The organism is Streptomyces sp. NPDC047841 (genome assembly GCF_040704085.1).
Lineage (GTDB): Bacteria > Actinomycetota > Actinomycetes > Streptomycetales > Streptomycetaceae > Streptomyces > Streptomyces argyrophylli.
Window position 1 is genome coordinate 1 of record NZ_JBEYRP010000063.1, and the last position, 17,566, is coordinate 17,566.

Below are 17,566 nucleotides of genomic sequence, written 5' to 3' on the forward strand. Positions count from 1 at the left end.
GTACACGTCCGTCCGGTTGTCGCGGCCGATACCGGTGTGGACACGGACGGTGGCGCGGCCGTCCAGCCGGTAGTGGTCGAAGGTGTAGGTATGGCTGTCCTCGTCCTCGAGGGTCGTAGAGCGAGAGGTAGATCGCCTCGTGCGAGATCTGCATGGAGGCGTCACCAGGAAACTGCTGTCGCAGCCATCCTGCGATCTCCTCGGGCGACCAGCACAGAGCCAGCTTGGCCTCCACCAGGGCGCGCAGAGCGGGTCGCTGGGCGGGCTTGGCCTGCTTGGGTCGGCGCCCTCGTTCGTAGGCGGCTGCATCGGCTGTGGCGGCTCGGTAGCGGTCCGGGCCGCCGTTGCGGGCGATCTCTCGGGAGACGGTCGAAGGGGATCGGCCCAGCCGCTTGGCCAGCTGCCGGGCCGATTCCCCGGCGGCGATGCCGCGGGATATGTCCTCGTGCTCGCTGCCGCTCAGATGCCACTCTGACCGCGTCTGCGGGGCGAGACGGACGCCGCCGCTCTGGTACAGGAAGCGACGGGCGTGCTGCATCGGCGCCCCGAGCGCCCGCCCGATCAAGCTGAACGACTGCCCCTCACGCCAGCGTCTCCATATCTCGTCCTGCTGAGCCGGCGAAAACCGGGTGCCAAGGTTTGTTGAACGTCGGCAGCAATCATTCCGAGCGCTGTCGCGGGATGATCTTGTTGCTGTGATGGCGAGGGTCGCGTCCACGCCAAGCAGCCCCCGCGGCCGTGGACGCAAGACCTCATTCGCTGACGCGTACGCCGTCGAGGAAGAACTGGAGGTGGCGGCGGTGCAGCTCCGGTGACTCGGGGCTGGCGTCCATGATCCCCACCATGGCGACCTGGAGGAACGCGATGTCGCGCGCGGTGCAATCGCGGCGCAGCACGCCTTGCTCGTGGGCCGCCTTGATGAGCTCCTCGATGTAGGGGTCGATGACCGCCTTGCACTCACGCACGCTGTCGTACATCGATCCGGCCGGACACATCAGCGCTCGGAGTCCGGAGTGGGAGGCCTGGACTCGCATGGTGCCTTCGAGATAGCGCACGAGGGCGTGCCAGGCGTCGTTGTCCTGGGCCGTCTCGCGGGCCCGCTCGATCTCGCGGTTCAGCTGCTCGGCGAACAGCGCGGCGATGAGGTCGTCCTTGGTGGGGAAGTGCCGGTAGACCGTGCCGACGCCGACGCCCGCGTGCCGGGCGACGTCCTTAAGCGTGACGACGAGGCCCTCGGTCGCGAAGAGCTCGTCTGCGGCCTGAAGCAGACGGGCGCGGTTGCGCGCCGCGTCCTTCCTGCGTGGGGTGCTCTCTGCCTCGGTCATGACGTCCATCATACCTGATTCGGAATAACTGGTCCGCTTCTGGTATCGTCCGTGAAATGGAACACGCGGTCCGCTTTATTGATCGGGAGGTACCCGTTGTCATCGAGCAACACCAGGGATCCGCGCGGGCAGACGATCCCGCACGTCCGGCGCAAGTGGCTTGCGCTGGTCTTCATCGTCACCGCCCAGCTGATGGTCGTGCTGGACGGCACGATCGTGAACATCGCGCTGCCCGCGGCCCAGGCCGATCTGGGGTTTAGTGACCACGACCGTCAGTGGGTCGTGACGGCGTACGCTCTGGCGTTCGGCAGCCTGCTGCTGATCGGTGGCCGAGTTGCTGACCTGTTCGGTCAGAAGCGGGCCTTCCTGATCGGCCTGGTCGGGTTCGCAGGCGCCTCCGTGCTGGGTGGGCTTGCTCCCTCGCTCGGGCTACTGATCGCCGCGCGGGCCGGGCAGGGCGTGTTCGGTGCGTTGTTGGCGCCGGCTGCGCTCTCACTCATCTCCACCACGTTCACCGACTCCAAGGAGCGCGCGAAAGCGTTCGGTGCGTTCAGCGCCGTGGCGGCCTCGGGCGGCGCCCTCGGCCTGCTCTTCGGAGGCGTGCTGACCGAGTACCTGTCGTGGAACTGGTGCATGTTCGTCAACGTCGCCTTCGCTGCCATCGCCGTCGCCGGTGCCGCCGTGCTCGTGCCGAATGAGGTACCGACCGCGCGGCCCCGCCTGGACGTGCTCGGAGCCGTCACGGTCACCGCCGGGTTGGTGGCCCTCGTCTACGGGGCCGCCCGGGTCGAGACCGCAGGCTGGACCGACGCCCTCACTGTGGGATCGCTGCTGGTCGGCGTGGTGCTGGTAGCGCTGTTCGTGCTGGTGGAGAGGCGTACGTCTCACCCGCTGCTGCCGCTGCACATCTTGCTGCACCGTGACCGCGGCGGATCGTTGCTGGTGCTGACCCTGATCAACCTCGGTCTCTTCGGTCTGTTCCTCTTCCTGACCTACTACCTGCAGGTCACGCTGCGCTTCTCGGCCCTGGAGACCGGGTTCGCGTTCCTGCCGCTGCCGCTGGGGATCATCGTCGGGGCGAACCTGCTCAGCGGACTGCTCCTCCCTCGCGTCGGCCCCCGGCTGATGGCGGTCAGCGGCACCGCGATCGCTGCCGGCGGCCTGCTGATCCTGCAGACCCTCGCCGTGGACTCCGCCTACGCCGCCGTGGTGCTCCCCGCGCTGGCCGTGATCGGTCTCGGAGTCGGCCTGATGTACCCGGCTGCGATCTCGACCGGCACCCTCGGCGTCGCCACCGAAGACGCCGGTGCAGCCTCAGCCGCAGTCAACATGGCCCAGCAGGTCGGCGGCTCGATCGGTACCGCCGTGCTCAGCAGCATCTACGGCAGCGCGGTGGCCGGCTACCTGAGCGGCCACACAGGCACCCGTGGCCTCGCCAACGAGGCCGCCGTGCACGGCTACCACGTCACCTTCGCCGTTGCCGCCATCGCCCTGCTCAGCGCCTCCCTCGTCAGCGCACTGCTGGTGCGAAACACCGGCGACCCGACCGGGGCAGCCGACGAGGCACCGGCACCCGTCGCGATCCACTGACCATTCACTCACGCCCACACCCACCACCGAAAGGCAGAACGCTCATGACCATCGCCGTCACCGGAGCCTCCGGCCAGCTCGGACGCCTCACCGTCGACGAGCTCCTCGCCGCCGGCACCCCCGCCGACCAGATCATCGCCATCGTCCGCGATCCCGCCAAGATCACCGACCTCGCCGAGCAGGGCGTCGTCGTACGCCAGGCCGACTACTCCGACCCGGACGCCTGGCCGGCGGCACTGCAGGGGGTGGATCAGCTCCTGCTGGTCTCCATCTCGGGGCCAGGGGCAAGCGAAGCGCACCGGAACGTGATCGACGCCGCCGCACAGGTCGGGGTCGGTCGCATCGCCTACACCTCGATCGTGAACGCCGACTCGAGCTCGCACCCGCTCGCACCAGAGCACTGGAAGACCGAGCAGCTCATCGCCGCGAGCGGGATCCCGTACGTGATCTTCCGTAACTCCTGGTACCACGAGGTCTACACCTACCGGCTCCCCGACTACCTCGCCAACGGCGAGGTAGTCGGCGCGACCGGCGAGGGCCGGATCTCCGGCGCTGCCCGGGCCGACTTCGCTGCCGCCACTGCCGCGGTCCTCCTCTCCGAGGACGCCGAGTCCAAGACCTACGAGTTTGGCGGCAGCCCGTCGTTCACCCTTGCCGAGCTCGCGCACGAGATCTCCGCTGTCACCGGCAAGACGATCAAGCACCGCAATGTCACCGCTGAGGAACTCACTGCGGAGCTCGAGGCAGCCGGGGTCCACCCCATGCTGATCGAGTTCGGCGCCGCTGGTGACGTCGCCATCAGCAAGGGCGCGATGGAGACCGACTCCACCGCTCTCGCCGATCTCGTTGGCCGGGACCTGATCCCGCTCGCCGACACGATCCGCCAGGCCCTCTGACCGACTCACCGACAGAAAGCACCGTTCATGACTGACAACACCCCGTCTGTCGGCATCGTCGGAGCTGGCTCCGTCGGAGTCAACACCGCTTACGACCTCACCCGTGCCGGCGCGAAGGTGACCTTCCTCGTCCGGCCTCACCGGCGCGAGCAGCTCTCCCGCCCACAGGCGATGTACTCCTACGAGAACCACACCCTCGACCGGTTCTCCGGCTACGACGTCCTCACCGACCCGGCCGAGCTGTCGAACCAGCAGCTCGACTGTCTCATCGTCACCCTCGACAACGCCTCCCTCCGCGCCGAGGCGGGCCGGAAGCTGGTCAAGGAGATCGGCCGCGCGTTCCGCGGCACGAGCATCGGCGTCATCCTCGGTGCCGTCGGCATCGAGGTCCGTTCCTGGTTCATCGCCGAGTCCGGTCTGTCCGAGGAGCAGGTCGCCATGGGCAACACCGGCGCTCTGATCCACGAGGTCGCCGCGGCGAACCTGCCCGTCGACCCCTCCGTTGACGCGGAACTGCTCGCGCAGGCGGACTACGCGTTCAAGCACCTCGGCCCGGCCGGGTTCACCATCGACGACAGCTCCCCGAAACTCGCCGAGGCGTTCACAGCGGTCTACTCCGGCAACGGCATTCCGGCGGCGACCGTCGGGTCCGCATCCGAGACAGCGGTCGGAGTCGCCATCCTCGCCCCCATCCTCGCGTGGGGGCTGCTCGACTGGCAGCCCCTCGACGACGTCGACCCGACGAACGAGGCATGGCAGCTCGGCGTGGCCAGCACGCGCGAGATTCAGCGCCTCTCCGTGTTCGGACCCACCGGTCAGGCAGCCGCTGAGCAGACCACCCCCGATGGGCTGCTCGAGATGTTCCGGCAGATGACGCAGCTCTCCAAGCCGCTCGACTTCGCCGCGTTCAACGCCTACCACCACGGCGGCAAGGTGAACCAGCAGGACCTCGACTTCCTCGACGACGCCCGCAAGCGCGCCGACGCCGAAGGACTGGACGTGCCGGCACTCCGCGAACTGATCAGCCGCCTCCACAGCGCGTAGACGGCTTCACGGTGCCTGGGGTGGGAGAACACCCCCGCCACCCCGGGCGCCCTACAGGTAACTACTCCTACACATAACCAAGGAGATGTGCGCGTTGACCACGACGCGACCGCCGTACGACGCCGACCTTGAACCGATCGTTGCGGCGATCATGGAACAAGCGCAGCCCCTGACGACCGAGAATCTGGAGGCAGTCCGCGAGGCGGCCCGCGACGGGATCCCGGGCCAGGAGGCGACCGACTTCACCGTCGGCGGATCCGTACTGGTCAAGGACCTGCGCATCCCCGGCCCGACAGGGGCACCCGACGTGGCCGTCACCGTGCTCAGCCCCGCCGATCCGCGCCCCGGCCTGACCGGGATCCTCCACATCCATGGAGGCGGAATGGTCGCCGGCACCCGCATGTTCGGCCTCGAGGACTACCTGCCCTACGTCGCCGAGGGCGACGCGGTGGTCGTCACCGTCGACTACCGTCTCGCCCCCGAGCACCCGGACCCCGCTCCTGTCGAGGACACCTACGCCGCGCTGGTCTGGATGGCAAGGGCAGCGACCGAGCTCGGCATCGACGAGCGCCGTCTGATCGTCGCCGGGCGCAGCGCAGGCGCCGGCCTCGCCGCCGGCACGGTCCTCAAGGCACGCGACCAGGGCCATCCGTACATTGCGCACCAGGTGCTCGACTCGCCGATGCTGGATGACCGGATGCAGACCTCGAGCAGCCAGATGCTCGACGGCGACGGCCCCTGGGACCGCAACGACAACCTCTTCGGCTGGACAGCACTCCTCGGCGAGCGCCGCGGTGGCCCCGGCGTCAGCCCGTACGCCGCACCCGCCCGCGCAACCGACCTCACCGGTCTCCCCCGCACCTACCTGTCCGTCGGCACGGCCGACATCTTCCGCGACGAGACCGTGGCCTATGCCCAAAGGCTCTCCGAAGCCGGCATCCTCGTCGACCTCCACCTGTGGGGAGGCGGCTTCCACGGCTACGACCTCGTCGTCCCCGACGCTCCGATCTCCCGCGCCACCAGCAACGCCCGGGACGAGTTCATGCGACGCGCGATCCGGCGATAACGCCACACCACCCACCGTAAGAAGCCACCACGGAAACGCTTCACATCACAGACGCCCTGTCGACCGGAGACAGCCGCGACGGCCATGTCGCGACCGCCGACGGCTGCGTCGACCTCGACCTCGCCGTGCCGCGCGAAATGGGCGGCTCCGGCAACGGCGCCAATCCCGAGCAGCTGTTCGCAGTCGGCTACTCCGCGTGCTTCCACTCCGCACGGTGCTGTCACGTTGGCTGTCCGAGTGGGATGATCTTCGGGTTGGTCATGGTGGAGGGGACCGCCTGTGGACAGTGCGCCGTCGTACAGGGGGCACCGGTATCCGGTCGAGGTGATCTCGCACTGCGTGTGGCTGTACTTCCGCTTCCCGCTCGGTTTCCGGCAGGTCGAGGGGCTGATGCTGGAGCGCGGCATGATCGTCTCGTACAGGACCGTCCGGCGCTGATGCCTGAAGTTCGGTCAGCAGTACGCCAGCGGCCTGCGCCGCCGACAGCCTCAGCCCGGCGGCAAGTGGCATCCGGACGAGGTCTTCATCAAGATCAACGGTGAGCGGAAATACCTGTAGCGGGCCGTGGACCAGGATGGGACGGTGCTGGACACCCTGGTGCGGAGCCGCCGGGACACGGCTGCGGCCAAGCGCTTCTTGCGCACGCTGCTGACGAAGACGGGCTGGGTGCCGCGGGTGATCGTCACGGACAAGCTCCGCTCCTGTGGCGCGGCCCACCGCGAGGTCATGCCCTGTGTCGAGCACCGTTCACACAAGGGCCTGACAACCGGGCCGAGAACAGCCACCAGCCCACCCGGCAACGAGAACGGGCGATAAAAGGCTTCCGCAGCGTGGGCGCCGCGCAGCGGTTCCCGGCCGCGTCCAGCGGCATCTCACCCCACTTCCGGCCCCGCCGCCACCCGATGACCGGCACCCGACACCGCGCCGAGATGACCGTCCGCTTCGCTATCCGGGAGCAGGTCACCGGCGTCACCAGCCGGCCTGCCGCGGCCCGAGCCCAGGACCGGCACCCGGCCCCACCACACCTCCACACGCCGTCAGACACCCACACACCCAACAACGTGACAACGCCCGAGCAGCTCATGCCTTGGTCCCGGAGTGGTGACTATGTGTCCTGTACCAGAGTCCACCTGCAAGAGGGACTCCCGGACGGGGTCCTCAAGTTGTGCTCTGCTGGACGGTGTCGGAGGGGTGAGTGCTGAACCCGGACCCGTAGTGCGGGTCGGGTCCGGTCGCCCAGGTGAAGTCGTAGGAGCCCGGCTTGCCGTCCGGCTGGCGGACCTCGAACTCCTCGCCGTCGACCGTCATCCGCCACGGCTCGTTCGCCGGCATGTCCTGCGTTCCCGGATATGCGGGCGCACATGACCTGCACTGCAGGGTGCCACGATCACGTGCGCGTGGATCACACTACGGTGAAGTCGGCCGCCTTCGTGTCCAGCGTCGTGTCGCCGTCCTTGTCGGTGACCAGGACGGCGACGTGCCACAGGCCGCGCGGGGACGTCCCGGCATCGGCGCGCGTGACGGGGACCTTGTAGGTGCAGCGCACGGTGTCCCCACCGGCCGGCTTGCACACCGCCGTCTCCGCAGCCGCCATTTCCTTGACGGTCAGCCCCTTCTTCGCGACCGACGACTTCGCCGGCCAGGCCAGGACCTTCACGTTCTTCACACCCGAGGACGCCGTGACGTCAGTGGTGAAGGCCAACGAACCACCCCGATCACCTTCGGGGGCAGAGTAACGGGCCGTGTTGTGCGCCAGCACCGGAGGCTGGCCCCCGGCGTAGGCCAAAGCGAAGGCCCCGGCACCACCCAGAACGACAACACCGGCGATAACGGGCAGAACGGTACGACGCGACATGAGAACTTCCCCCAACAGGACCAGCTGCATCAGACCGGCGCTCCTTGCTACGCCGCTGCAGCAATCTTGGCGGCGCAGCAAGCACCAGGTATGAGCGCACATACTCAACTCCGGCCTGAGTAAGCCCAGCTGACCGTGCCGGAGGAGCTGGCAGCCAGGGCCCCTTGGGACAAGTTCGTCGAGCGGTCCCAAGAGCGTCAGGCCCCCCGGCCACGCGACACCGGACGACAACGTCGGCGCGGTCGCGTTCTTCGCCTCCGAGGATGCTCGGTTCATCACCGGCGCGATCCTCCCCGTCGGTGGCGGCGTCTCGGCCGCGAGCGGGCAGCCCGAGTTCTTCTAGGACACCGGCCAGTCTGACTCAGCCAGGGTTGAGGGAGACTGCACCCCCGGACCTGCCGGGAGGTGTTACTTGGCGTAGGCAGATCGAGCCCGGGAATCGCGTGTCGCGCGTGTCATGTCGACCGGACCACAGCGCGTTGAGGTTCTTGTGCTGCAGCGGCGACAGCCGTGCCACGTCCTCCTCCAGAAGTTCGTGGCCCTCGGCCCGTAGCTGGCCAACAACGGCGTCCACGTACTGCGCGGTCCCAGCACCTGCCCGAGCGTCCGACCGCCGTCTTCTTTCGCCAACGACCTGCTCGCCCTCGGCGTGCTGCAGGCACAGTACGGGGCCGGGCTGCGCGTGCCAGACGACATCGCAGTCATCGGATACGACGACATCGACTTCGCGACGTCCGCCGTCGTGTCGCTGACCTCGGTGCGACGGCCGGCCGTCGCCATGGGGCGGCAGGCCGGCCGCCTGCTCATCGAGGACACGGCCCTTCGCGGCACCGGTCACGAGCACGGACACGTCGTCCTCCAGCCGGAGCTGGTCGGACGCCGCTGCACCATAGCGGCCCCGGCACATCGGCGCTGAGGCCCCTGCCGGTGGGACAGGCACTGGCAGAGAGCCATGTCGGTGTCCTTCGGCCTCAGTGGCCTCGTGCGACCCATGCGGACAGGTGCGGCGCCTCGTCGCCGATGGTGGTGTCCGCTCCATGCATCCGTTCGGGGCCGGAATGTGGGGGCACCGCAGACGGACGGGTGGGGAGGAGGAAGAGACCCCCTCCCCACCCACGGTCCGGTTCGCTGGACGTCACATCCCGAGTGCCAGCCGGTGATACGCCTGGTTCCAGCGCAGCTCACGGCGGAACTGCCGGTACGTGGTCGTCTCGTCGATGAGGGCGAGTTCCACCTTGAGCATCTCGGCGAGGTCGTCCAGGTGCTCGGACGTGAGCGCTGTGCTCAGGACGGTGTGGTGCGGGCCACCGGCCGTCAGCCACGACTCCGTGGACGTACGGAGGTTGGGCAGGGGCCGCCAGATCGCGCGGGCGACCGGCAGTGCGGGCAGCGGATGCGGCGGCGGCACTACGTCGACCTGGTTGGCCACGAGGCGGAAGCGGTCGCCGAGGTCGCTCAGGCCGATGACGACGGCAGGGCCGGGGGCGGCGTCGAACACCAGCCGGACGGGGTCCTCGCGGCCGCCGATGCCCAGTGGGTGGATCTCGCAGCTGGGCGTGCCACCTGCGATCGACGGGCACACCTCCAGCATGTGCGCGCCGAGGATCAGCTCATTGCCGGGTGTCAGGTCGTAGGTGTAGTCCTCCATGAAGGAGGTGCCGCCGGGCAGACCCGCGGCGGCGACCTTGAGGGCGCGCAGCAGCACGGAGGTCTTCCAGTCGCCTTCCCCGCCAAAGCCGTAGCCCTGGGCCATCAGACGCTGTACGGCCAGCCCCGGCAGCTGGCGCAGACCGCCGAGATCCTCGAAGTTGGTCGTGAAGGCCTTGAAGCCGCCCTCCGTGAGGAATGACCGCAGGCCCGCCTCGATCTGCGCGGCGTACCGCAGCGACGCGTGGCGCTCGCCGCCCGTCCGCAGCTCGGGCGCCAGACGGTAGAGGTCCTCGTACTCCTTGACCAGAGAGGTGACCTCGCTCTCGTCCGCAGAGTCGACCACCTCGACCAGGTCGTTCACGCCGTAGGTGTTGACGGAGACGCCGAGGCGGAGCTGCGCCTCGACCTTGTCGCCCTCGGTGACGGCGACGTCGCGCATGTTGTCGCCGAAGCGGGCGACCCTGAGGCTGGCCAACTCGGCACGGGCGGATGCGGCGCGCGCCCAGGTCACGATGCGTGCGACCGTCGTCGGATCGGTGATGTGGCCGGCCACTGTCTTGCGTGGCACACCGACGCGGCCCTGGATGTGTCCGAACTCGCGGTCGCCGTGAGCGGCCTGGTTGAGATTCATGAAGTCCATGTCGATGGTGTCCCAGGGCAGGGCCACGTTTGACTGGGTGTGCAGGTGCAGCAGTGGCTTGCGCAGCGCGTCCAGGCCTGCGATCCACATCTTCGCCGGGGAGAAGGTGTGCATCCAGGCGATGAGGCCTACGCACTGGTCGTCGCCGTTGGCGTCCAGACACATGCGTCGGATCGAGGCGGCATCGGTCAGCACCGGCTTCCACACGACACGGGCCGGAAGGCTGTCCGCACCGGCCAGCGTGGCGGCTATCCGCTCGGACTGCTCCGCGACCTGCTTCAGGGTCTCTTCTCCGTACAGCCCTTGGCTGCCGGTGAGGAACCAGACTTCACGGACGGGGGAATTGGGGGTGGGCACGCGGGCTCCTAAGAAGAGGTATGGCCGATCTTGGTGCCGGCCGCGGCGGACGCGGCCGGCGGGCAGGGGAGGTCAGCTGGCGGTCAGCGAGGTGTTGCGGATGGCACGCAGCGTGTGCAGCAAGTCGTCGGCTCCGAAGTAGTCGTGCAGCAGCCGATATTCCGCGAACAGCGCGTCGTAGGCGTCGGCGCGTGACGGGTCGGGCACATAGACGGCGCGCTCCAGACGGCCCATGGCGGCGGTCGCGCTGCGCACATCGGGGTGCGCACCGGCGGCGACGGCGGCGTGGATGGCTGAGCCGAGGGCGGGGCCCTGCTTCGACGAGGCGAGGGACACCGGGCGGCGCAGGACGTCTGCGTAGATCTGCATGAGCAGTTCGTTCCTGGCCAGTCCGCCGGCGACGATGAACTCGTTCACCGGTACGCCGCCGTTCTCCAGCGCTTCGACGATGACGCGGGTGCCGTAGGCCGTGGCCTCGAGCATGGCGCGGTACACGTCTTCGGGACGGGTGGCGAGGGTCAGGCCGACGATGACGCCGGAGAGGTGGTGGTCGACGAGGACGGAGCGGTTGCCGTTCAGCCAGTCCAGGGCGATCAGGCCGTGACCGCCGACCGGCTGGCCCGCGGCCTTGCGGGTGAGCAGGGTGTGCAGATCCTCGCCCCGCTCGGCGGCCTCGTCGTAGTAGGCGCGCGGGACGCCCTGGCGCAACACCCAGGCGAAGATATCGCCGACCGCGCTCTGTCCCGCCTCGTATCCGTAGGCACCTTCTACGATGCCGCCGTTCACGACTCCGCAGATGCCGGGGACGTCGGCGAGTACAGGGGCGTTGACGACGTGGCAGGTGGAGGTGCCCATGATGGCCAGTAGCCGCCCGTTCTCGACCGCCTTGGCCGCTGCGGCGGTGACATGGGCGTCGACGTTTCCGGCCGCCACCGCGATGCCGGGGCGCAGTCCGGTCCAGTCGGCCGCCCGGTCGCTCAACGAGCCCACGCGGGAACCGAGCGGGGACAGGGGGAAGTCGAGGCGGGTGCGGACGAAATCGGCGAACTGCGGGTTCAGCGCTGCCAGGTAGCTGTCGTCGGGGTAGCTGCCGTCCTGATGGATGCCCTTGTAGCCGGCGGTGCAGGCGTTGCGGGACTCGGTACCGGTGAGCTCCCAGACGATCCAGTCGGCCGCCTCGATCCACCGGGCGCAGGCATCGTAGACCTCGGGGTCCTCCTCCAGCACCTGCAGTGCCTTGGCGAACTGCCATTCCGCGGAGATCTTGCCGCCGTACCGGCTGATCCACTTTTCGCCCCGCGAGTGCGCCAGCTCGTTGATGCGGTCGGCCTGGGCCTGGGCAGCATGATGCTTCCAGAGCTTGGGCCAGGCATGCGGGCGGTCGGCGAGGACCGTCTCAGCCAGGGGGGTGCCGTCGGCGAGGGTGGGCAGCACTGTGCAGGCCGTGAAGTCGGTGGCGATGCCGATGATGTCGGCGGGGTCGACGCCAGCCGCAGCGACGGCCTCCGGCACAGCCCTGCGCAGCACATCGCGCCAGTCGTTGGGGTGCTGGAGAGCCCAGTCCGGTGGAAGTTGCGTGCCGGTGCCGGGGAGGCGCTCGTCGATCACCGCGTGTGTGTACTCATGCACAGCGGAGGCCAGTTCCTGACCGTCGCGTACCCGGACAACCACGGCACGGCCCGACAGGGTGCCGAAGTCGACGCCCACGGTGTACCGCTCGTGGTCGTCGGAGGAGGCTGGGAGGGAGGTCACCGGATTGCCTTTCGAAAAGCCGTACGGCGGCGGACGGCTCCGCAGTGTGCCAGGGTCCGCAGCCCGACGGACAGGGTCGGTCTTGCCCTGTAGTGTGAGCGCTAACAATCCTCTGCGCAAGAGCTCCGCACCGAGGATTGAGCTGGCTGCAACCCTGGCAAGGGGGAGGCTGGCCGAGCCGCCGCAGGGTGTACTGCTTCGTCGGAGGAGGACTTTCCGGGGTCGAGCGTTGAGGTGCGGGCGCGAGTGTGAGGGGAGCCCGTGAAGGTAACGGAAATGCAACGCAGCGAGGGTTGAGGGCCTTGTTTGTTAGCGTTCACAATAGCGACCGCCACCCTCGGCAAGATGGCTCGGTTGACCGGGCCGAGCCATTGGCTCGCGTTCCGGGAAGCCCTAGCGTACGGAAGATCTCGAACAATTTTCGAAATATCGAACATAGGACACGGTAATGATCGGGACGAAGTTGTTCCGGCGTGACGGCGACACCGCGTGCTGTGCCGCGCAGGCTCGCCGAGACTGCCGGGTCAGGAGCACACGATGACCGCAGCGGTCCTGGTCACACGGCCAGGAGAACATCGACTGATTGCCAGAGCGGACGTATCGCCGAGTGCCGGACAGGCCCTTGTCCGCGTGCACAGCAACGGAATCTGTCAGAGCGACGCGGACCTGCTGCGGGGTGCGCGGCCCCAAGGGCTCGTGCGCTACCCCGTCACTCCGGGGCATGAATGGTCGGGTACGGTCGAGCGAATCGGTGATGGGGTGTCCGCTGACCTCCTCGGGCGGAAGGTGGTGGGCGAGAGCCTCCGCAGCTGCCGCGTGTGCGAACCCTGTCATGCTGACCGGGGCACGCTCTGCGATGAGGGTTACGAGGAGGCGGGCTTCACCCAGCCGGGTGGAATGGCTGAGACGCTGGTGGTCCCCGCGCACTCCCTGCATGTGCTGCCCGACCACGCAGACCTCGCGTCCGCCGCTCTGCTGGAGCCCGCCGCGCTGGCCGTCGCAGTTGTCCTCACAGCGAAGGCCAGGCCAGGCGAGAGCGTGGCAGTGCTCGGTGACGGAGTGCTTGGATTGCTGATCACTCATTTCCTGACGACCGCAGGCGTTCGCCAGGTGACGGTCGTGGGCTCCCGCGCCGAGCGCTCGAACATGGCCCATGCCTTCGGAACAACGGCCTACGCCCCGTTCGGTGAGCCATTGCCCGGACCGTGCGATGTCGCCATCCATACGGTCGACGCGCGCGTCACGTCATCTCAGATGCTCAGCGTTCTGCGCGAAGGCGGCCGGCTCATCTGCACGAGCGCCAGTCCGAGCCCAGAGTCTCTTGACGTCTTCACGCTCGTGCGGCGGCAGATCGAGATCCAGCCGGTGCTGGGCGCCCCGTCGACTGCGTGGTCCCTGGCCGTGCGCGCATTCGCGGAGGGGAGGCTGGAGACTCATCCGCTGATCACTCACACCTTCTCCCTGGATGCCTATGAGCAGGCACTGGACTTGATGACGTCCGGCCGCCCCGGTGTGGGGAAGGTGCTACTGAGTCCAGGAGCGTAAGCGGGCTGGGGCCGGTCGGAAAAGGAGGAGGCCGATCTGGCCCAGCGGCACCGGCCGGCCGCCGCTCGCCCCGGGCCGGAGCGGTGCGAACAGGCAGATGCCGGGTGCCCGTTGTGCCTTGGGCGAGTCTGAGACCGCATACCCGGGAACGACGAAGGCGTGCTGTCGGCCGTGGGTGAAACGCTGATCGCCCACGGCCGGGTTGGCGCAGAGGACCCGCCGGCGGGGCGGATCATTCCTCGATCGCCGTCCTACGGCGGGCGGTGCTGGCGCGGACGATGAGTTCCGGGGCGATCGTCAGATGCTCGGTCTCGGAGGCGGTGCCTTCGATGTGGTTCAGTAGCAGTTCGATGCTCTTGCGGCCAAGCGAGCTGAAGTCCTGGCGGACCGTGGTGAGCGGGGGAGGGAAGAACTCTGCCTCGGGTGTGTCGTCGAAGCCCGCCAGGGCAACATCCGCCGGAGTACGCAACCCCACCTCGCGGAAAGCGCGCAGTACACCCAACGCCATGTGATCGTTCGCGACGAACACCGCCGTAAGCTCCGTGCCACGGCCAACGGAGGCCAAAGCCCGGCCTGCGAGCTGCTGACCGGCGTGGTATCCCGACAGTGGGCTCCAGTCGCCTCGCAGCACAGGTGGCACCTCGGCACCGGCTTCCCGCAGCGCGCTCTCCCAACCGGCCGTACGACCCTCACTCTCCAGCCAGTCAGGGGGGCCGGCCACATGCCAGACGGTGGAGTGCCCCGCTGCGAGGAGATGTTCCGTGACCATTCGGGCCCCGGCGTACTGGTCGACCGACACGCCGGGAAGGTCGAGGGCGTGGCCGCCCTCGACGGTGACCACGGGAAATGGTGCCTCCAAAGCGGCCAAAGCCCGGACGGCGTCACGCTGAGGGGTGATGGCGATCACCCCTTCCACACCCCAGGCGGCGAGATGGTGCATCGCTTCGGTGAGAGCGGACTCCGTGAGCGTGCGCAGAGTGACGGCGGTAGTCAGATAGCCGCGTTCCCGTGCCGCCTCCTGAACGCCAAAGAGCGTGCTGGCAGGGCCATGCAGCGTGGTGTTTACCGCAATGACGCCCAGCGTGTGCGTCCTGCGAGTGGCCAGAGCCCGTGCTGCCGAGTTCCGGCGGTAGCCCAGCTGCTCGATGACCTCCGTCACCGCCAGACGGGTCTTGGCGCTGACGTTGGGATGACCACTGAGCACGCGCGAGACGGTCTGATGGGACACGCCGGCCACGCGCGCCACATCCGCCATGGTGGGCGCTCTTGAGACATCCGGGAGCTGGGTCAATCCTCTCTCCCTCTCCTAGTTCGTTAAAGGGCCCCTGCTCAAGGTACCGCCTCTCCGTCGGCGCGTTGAGGCTGCCTCTGAGCAGCGCGCAGCCCTGAGTGGATCTCTCCCGACCCGCCCCGTGTGAGCGCTCACATTCAGAAAGGACCAAGCTTGGAGGGTGTACCTCGATTTTTGGCCAGCCCTTGAGGTCGCGCTATGTTAGCGCGCACAATCTCAGGAGGCGCGCTCGTGACTGGTCGCAAGGCGACGGATGACCACGCCTCATTTCGGACCATTCGTGCACGGCCGAGGCCCTTGCAGGCCAGGGGCGGTCAGCCCATGACGGAAAGACGGTGAGTGTAGTGAGCGAGTCCCACTCCTTCGGGGACCTCCGCCGGGAGGTTCTGGCGGCCAACCTGCGGATACCGGAGGCCGGTCTGGCCACCCTCACCTGGGGAAACGTGAGCGGCGTCGACCGCGAGGCCGGGGTCTTCGTCATCAAGCCGTCCGGCGTGTCGTACGCGGACCTTACCTCCGAGGACCTGGTTGTGGTCTCCCTCGAGGATGGACGGGTGGTCGAGGGGCACTTCAAGCCGTCCACAGACACCGAGACCCACCGGTGCCTGTACCGCGCCTTTCCTCACATCGGCGGCGTCACCCACACACACTCCACACATGCCGTCGCCTTCGCGCAGGCGCGCCGCCCGATCCCCGTTCTCGGCACCACACACGCGGATACGTTCAACGGACCGGTCCCGGTGACGGAGGACCTGACAGCCGAACAGTGCGCGCGTAACTACGAATACAACACGGGTCAGGTGATCGTGGCTCTCCTCGAGGGTGACCCGCACCGAGCAGAAGAGGTGCCCGGGGCACTCGTCTCACGGCACGGTCCGTTCACCTGGGGGGCTACGGCAACTGCCTCGCTTGAGAACGCGATCGTCTGTGAGGCGGTCGCGGAGATGGCACTGCACACCCTGGCGCTGCAGTCGCCCGTCGCTTCCCCTGAGCCTCCGCAGCACTTGCTCAACCGGCACTTCACCCGCAAGCACGGACCAGACGCGTACTACGGCAACGCCGCTGCTGCTGGCCGCTGAGCGAGCGGGGAAAGGCCGGCCCGACCTCCAAGGCGCGGCGCTCAGCCCTTAGGGTCCAGAAGCAATGGCCGCTGCTCTTGCATGCCCCCCGTCATCTTCTTTGCGGTCCTGCGAGAGGTCCACTGGCCTCCGGGACCGGCATGTCTGTGTCCCCCTGTCGAACGGATGACCTGGGGGGTGGTGTCACCGGGCCCGGGCGGCGCCGTCGGAGACGCTGATGAGAGGTCCGACCGCCGCCTGGCCGGGCGCAATGCTGGTCGTTCGGGCGGCAGGTCTGCACAACGTGGATGCGCGAGGAGGGCCCCGACGCCCAGGCCAGCACCGGTATCGAGCAAGTGGGGGCACGGTGATCGACACCAGCGGCGTGGGGGTCTTCCTCGGCTTGGACGTCGGCAAGAGCACGCACCACGGCCACGGGCTGACCCCGGCCGGGAGGAAGGTCTTTGACAAGCCCCTACCCAACAGGGAGCCGAAACTGCGGACCGTCTTCGCGAAACTGACCGCGAAGTTCGGCACCGTCCTCGCCCTGCCGCTGGCCGTCGCCCGCGACACGGGCTGCCAGGTTGCCTACCTGACCGGACTCGCGATGCGGCGGATCGCGGATCTCTACCCGGGCGAGGCGAAGACCGACGCACGCGACGCCGTGGTGATCGCGGACGCGGCCCGAACGATGCCGCACCCCCTGCGTTCCCTGGAACTGACCGGCGAGATCATCGCCGAGCTCACCGTGCTCGTGGGCTTCGACCAGGACCTCGCCGCCGAGGCCACCCGCACATCCAGCCGGATACGCGGCCTGCTCACCCAGTTCCACCCGCCGCTGGAACGCGTCCTCGGTCCCCGCCTTGATCACCAGGCCGTCACCTGGCTGCTGGAACCCTGCGAATCCCCGGCCGCCCTGCGCAAAGCCGGCCGTCGCAGACTCGTCGAACTGATCCGTCCCAAGGCCCCACGCATAGCCACCCGGCTGATCGAGGACGTCTTCGACGCGCTCGACAAACAGACCGTCGTCGTCCCGGGCACCGGCTCCCTCGACGTGGTCATTCCGTCCCTGGCCCGCTCGCTCGCGGCCGTCCACAAGCAACGTCGGGCCCTTGAAGCCCAGATCAACGAGCTGCTGGAGGCCCACCCTCTCTCCCAGGTCCTGACGTCGCTGCCCGCCGTCGGCGTCAGGACCGCCGCTGTTCTCCTGATCACCGTCGGCGACGGCCCCAGCTTGCCCACCGCCGACCTCGCCTCCTACGCCGGCGTCGCCCTGACCACGAAGCAATCGGGCACCTCGATCCACGGCGAACACTCCCCTACAGGCGGCAACCGGCAGCTCATACGCGCGATGTTCCCCTCCGTGTTCGCCGCCCTGCACGACCCCGCCTCCCGCAGCTACTACTGAGGTTTTCAAGGTGGGGTCGGTGGGTCGATAGCCAGGCCGGTGGCGGTGAGGCAGCCGTCGGTCAGGTGGGGTCGGAGTTGGATCCTGCG

Annotated in this window: 12 protein-coding genes and 5 pseudogenes; 9 read left to right on the top strand and 8 right to left on the bottom strand. The window is 68.4% G+C overall.

Going from position 1 to position 17,566, the window contains the following annotated elements; translation table 11 throughout:
- From AB0947_RS41855 to AB0947_RS41865, 3 genes and pseudogenes are all read right to left on the bottom strand, one after another.
- Window positions 1–114 (bottom strand): annotated as a pseudogene (locus tag AB0947_RS41855) (lamin tail domain-containing protein); the annotation flags it as partial.
- A gap of 241 nt (window positions 115–355) precedes the next feature.
- Window positions 356–538, bottom strand: a pseudogene (locus AB0947_RS41860) (helix-turn-helix domain-containing protein); the annotation flags it as partial.
- Window positions 539–752: 214 nt separating this feature from the next.
- Window positions 753–1,325, bottom strand: a complete 573-nt coding sequence (locus tag AB0947_RS41865; protein WP_366755615.1) for a TetR/AcrR family transcriptional regulator — start codon at window positions 1,323–1,325, stop codon at window positions 753–755.
- A 96-nt stretch (window positions 1,326–1,421) separates the two neighbouring features.
- Between AB0947_RS41865 and AB0947_RS41870 the strand changes: the two genes are divergently transcribed.
- From AB0947_RS41870 to AB0947_RS41890, 5 genes and pseudogenes are all read left to right on the top strand, one after another.
- Window positions 1,422–2,915, top strand: coding sequence for an MFS transporter (locus AB0947_RS41870; RefSeq protein ID WP_366755616.1), 1,494 nt, complete (start codon window positions 1,422–1,424; stop codon window positions 2,913–2,915).
- 44 nt (window positions 2,916–2,959) lie between these two features.
- Window positions 2,960–3,811 carry an SDR family oxidoreductase gene (locus AB0947_RS41875; protein WP_366755617.1) on the top strand — a complete coding sequence of 284 codons (852 nt, stop codon included), beginning with the start codon at window positions 2,960–2,962 and terminating at the stop codon, window positions 3,809–3,811.
- Between the two features lie 27 nt (window positions 3,812–3,838).
- Window positions 3,839–4,855, top strand: coding sequence for a 2-dehydropantoate 2-reductase N-terminal domain-containing protein (locus AB0947_RS41880; protein WP_366755618.1), 1,017 nt, complete (start codon window positions 3,839–3,841; stop codon window positions 4,853–4,855).
- Between the two features lie 85 nt (window positions 4,856–4,940).
- The gene (locus AB0947_RS41885; RefSeq protein ID WP_366755619.1) at window positions 4,941–5,921 is read left to right on the top strand and encodes an alpha/beta hydrolase; all 981 of its coding nucleotides are present in this window, start codon (window positions 4,941–4,943) and stop codon (window positions 5,919–5,921) included.
- Between the two features lie 279 nt (window positions 5,922–6,200).
- Window positions 6,201–6,772 (top strand): annotated as a pseudogene (locus AB0947_RS41890) (IS6 family transposase); the annotation flags it as partial.
- 307 nt (window positions 6,773–7,079) lie between these two features.
- On the opposite strand, the gene AB0947_RS41895 reads toward AB0947_RS41890, so the two are convergent.
- Both AB0947_RS41895 and AB0947_RS41900 read right to left on the bottom strand, forming a co-directional pair.
- Entirely contained in the window at window positions 7,080–7,253 is a 174-nt protein-coding gene (locus AB0947_RS41895) for a hypothetical protein (protein ID WP_366755620.1), read from the bottom strand.
- Window positions 7,254–7,323: 70 nt separating this feature from the next.
- The gene (locus AB0947_RS41900) at window positions 7,324–7,776 is read right to left on the bottom strand and encodes a DUF5707 domain-containing protein (protein WP_366755626.1); all 453 of its coding nucleotides are present in this window, start codon (window positions 7,774–7,776) and stop codon (window positions 7,324–7,326) included.
- 594 nt (window positions 7,777–8,370) lie between these two features.
- Here AB0947_RS41900 and AB0947_RS41905 point away from each other — a divergent pair.
- Window positions 8,371–8,692: pseudogene (locus AB0947_RS41905) on the top strand (substrate-binding domain-containing protein); the annotation flags it as partial.
- 219 nt (window positions 8,693–8,911) lie between these two features.
- Here AB0947_RS41905 and araA read toward each other — a convergent pair.
- Both araA and AB0947_RS41915 read right to left on the bottom strand, forming a co-directional pair.
- Window positions 8,912–10,423 carry an L-arabinose isomerase gene (araA, locus tag AB0947_RS41910; protein ID WP_366755621.1) on the bottom strand — a complete coding sequence of 504 codons (1,512 nt, stop codon included), beginning with the start codon at window positions 10,421–10,423 and terminating at the stop codon, window positions 8,912–8,914.
- A 72-nt stretch (window positions 10,424–10,495) separates the two neighbouring features.
- Window positions 10,496–12,175: a ribulokinase gene (locus AB0947_RS41915; protein ID WP_366755622.1), complete on the bottom strand. Its 1,680-nt coding sequence runs from the start codon at window positions 12,173–12,175 to the stop codon at window positions 10,496–10,498.
- A 537-nt stretch (window positions 12,176–12,712) separates the two neighbouring features.
- Here AB0947_RS41915 and AB0947_RS41920 point away from each other — a divergent pair.
- On the top strand, window positions 12,713–13,720 hold the full coding sequence (locus AB0947_RS41920; protein WP_366755623.1) for an alcohol dehydrogenase catalytic domain-containing protein: 1,008 nt from the start codon (window positions 12,713–12,715) through the stop codon (window positions 13,718–13,720).
- 232 nt (window positions 13,721–13,952) lie between these two features.
- On the opposite strand, the gene AB0947_RS41925 is transcribed toward AB0947_RS41920, so the two are convergent.
- A complete protein-coding gene (locus tag AB0947_RS41925; RefSeq protein ID WP_366755624.1) occupies window positions 13,953–15,011 on the bottom strand; it encodes a LacI family DNA-binding transcriptional regulator in 1,059 nt (352 codons plus the stop codon).
- 344 nt (window positions 15,012–15,355) lie between these two features.
- Here AB0947_RS41925 and araD point away from each other — a divergent pair, with 344 nt between their 5' ends.
- Together araD and AB0947_RS41935 are read left to right on the top strand one after the other, a co-directional pair.
- Window positions 15,356–16,090, top strand: a complete 735-nt coding sequence (gene araD / locus AB0947_RS41930) for an L-ribulose-5-phosphate 4-epimerase AraD (RefSeq protein WP_366755625.1) — start codon at window positions 15,356–15,358, stop codon at window positions 16,088–16,090.
- 346 nt (window positions 16,091–16,436) lie between these two features.
- Window positions 16,437–17,474, top strand: a pseudogene (locus tag AB0947_RS41935) (IS110 family transposase); the annotation flags it as partial.
- Window positions 17,475–17,566: the final 92 nt, after the last annotated feature.

What these genes read in the sequence shown, in the direction of transcription:
- AB0947_RS41875 (WP_366755617.1), top strand. Translation starts at nt 2,960, where the DNA reads ATGACCATCGCCGTCACCGGAGCCTCCGGCCAGCTCGGACGCCTCACC.
- AB0947_RS41885 (WP_366755619.1), top strand. Translation starts at nt 4,941, where the DNA reads ATGTGCGCGTTGACCACGACGCGACCGCCGTACGACGCCGACCTTGAA.
- AB0947_RS41920 (WP_366755623.1), top strand. Translation starts at nt 12,713, where the DNA reads ATGACCGCAGCGGTCCTGGTCACACGGCCAGGAGAACATCGACTGATT.
- AB0947_RS41880 (WP_366755618.1), top strand. Translation starts at nt 3,839, where the DNA reads ATGACTGACAACACCCCGTCTGTCGGCATCGTCGGAGCTGGCTCCGTC.
- AB0947_RS41895 (WP_366755620.1), bottom strand. Translation starts at nt 7,253, where the DNA reads ATGCCGGCGAACGAGCCGTGGCGGATGACGGTCGACGGCGAGGAGTTC.
- AB0947_RS41900 (WP_366755626.1), bottom strand. Translation starts at nt 7,776, where the DNA reads ATGTCGCGTCGTACCGTTCTGCCCGTTATCGCCGGTGTTGTCGTTCTG.
- AB0947_RS41865 (WP_366755615.1), bottom strand. Translation starts at nt 1,325, where the DNA reads ATGACCGAGGCAGAGAGCACCCCACGCAGGAAGGACGCGGCGCGCAAC.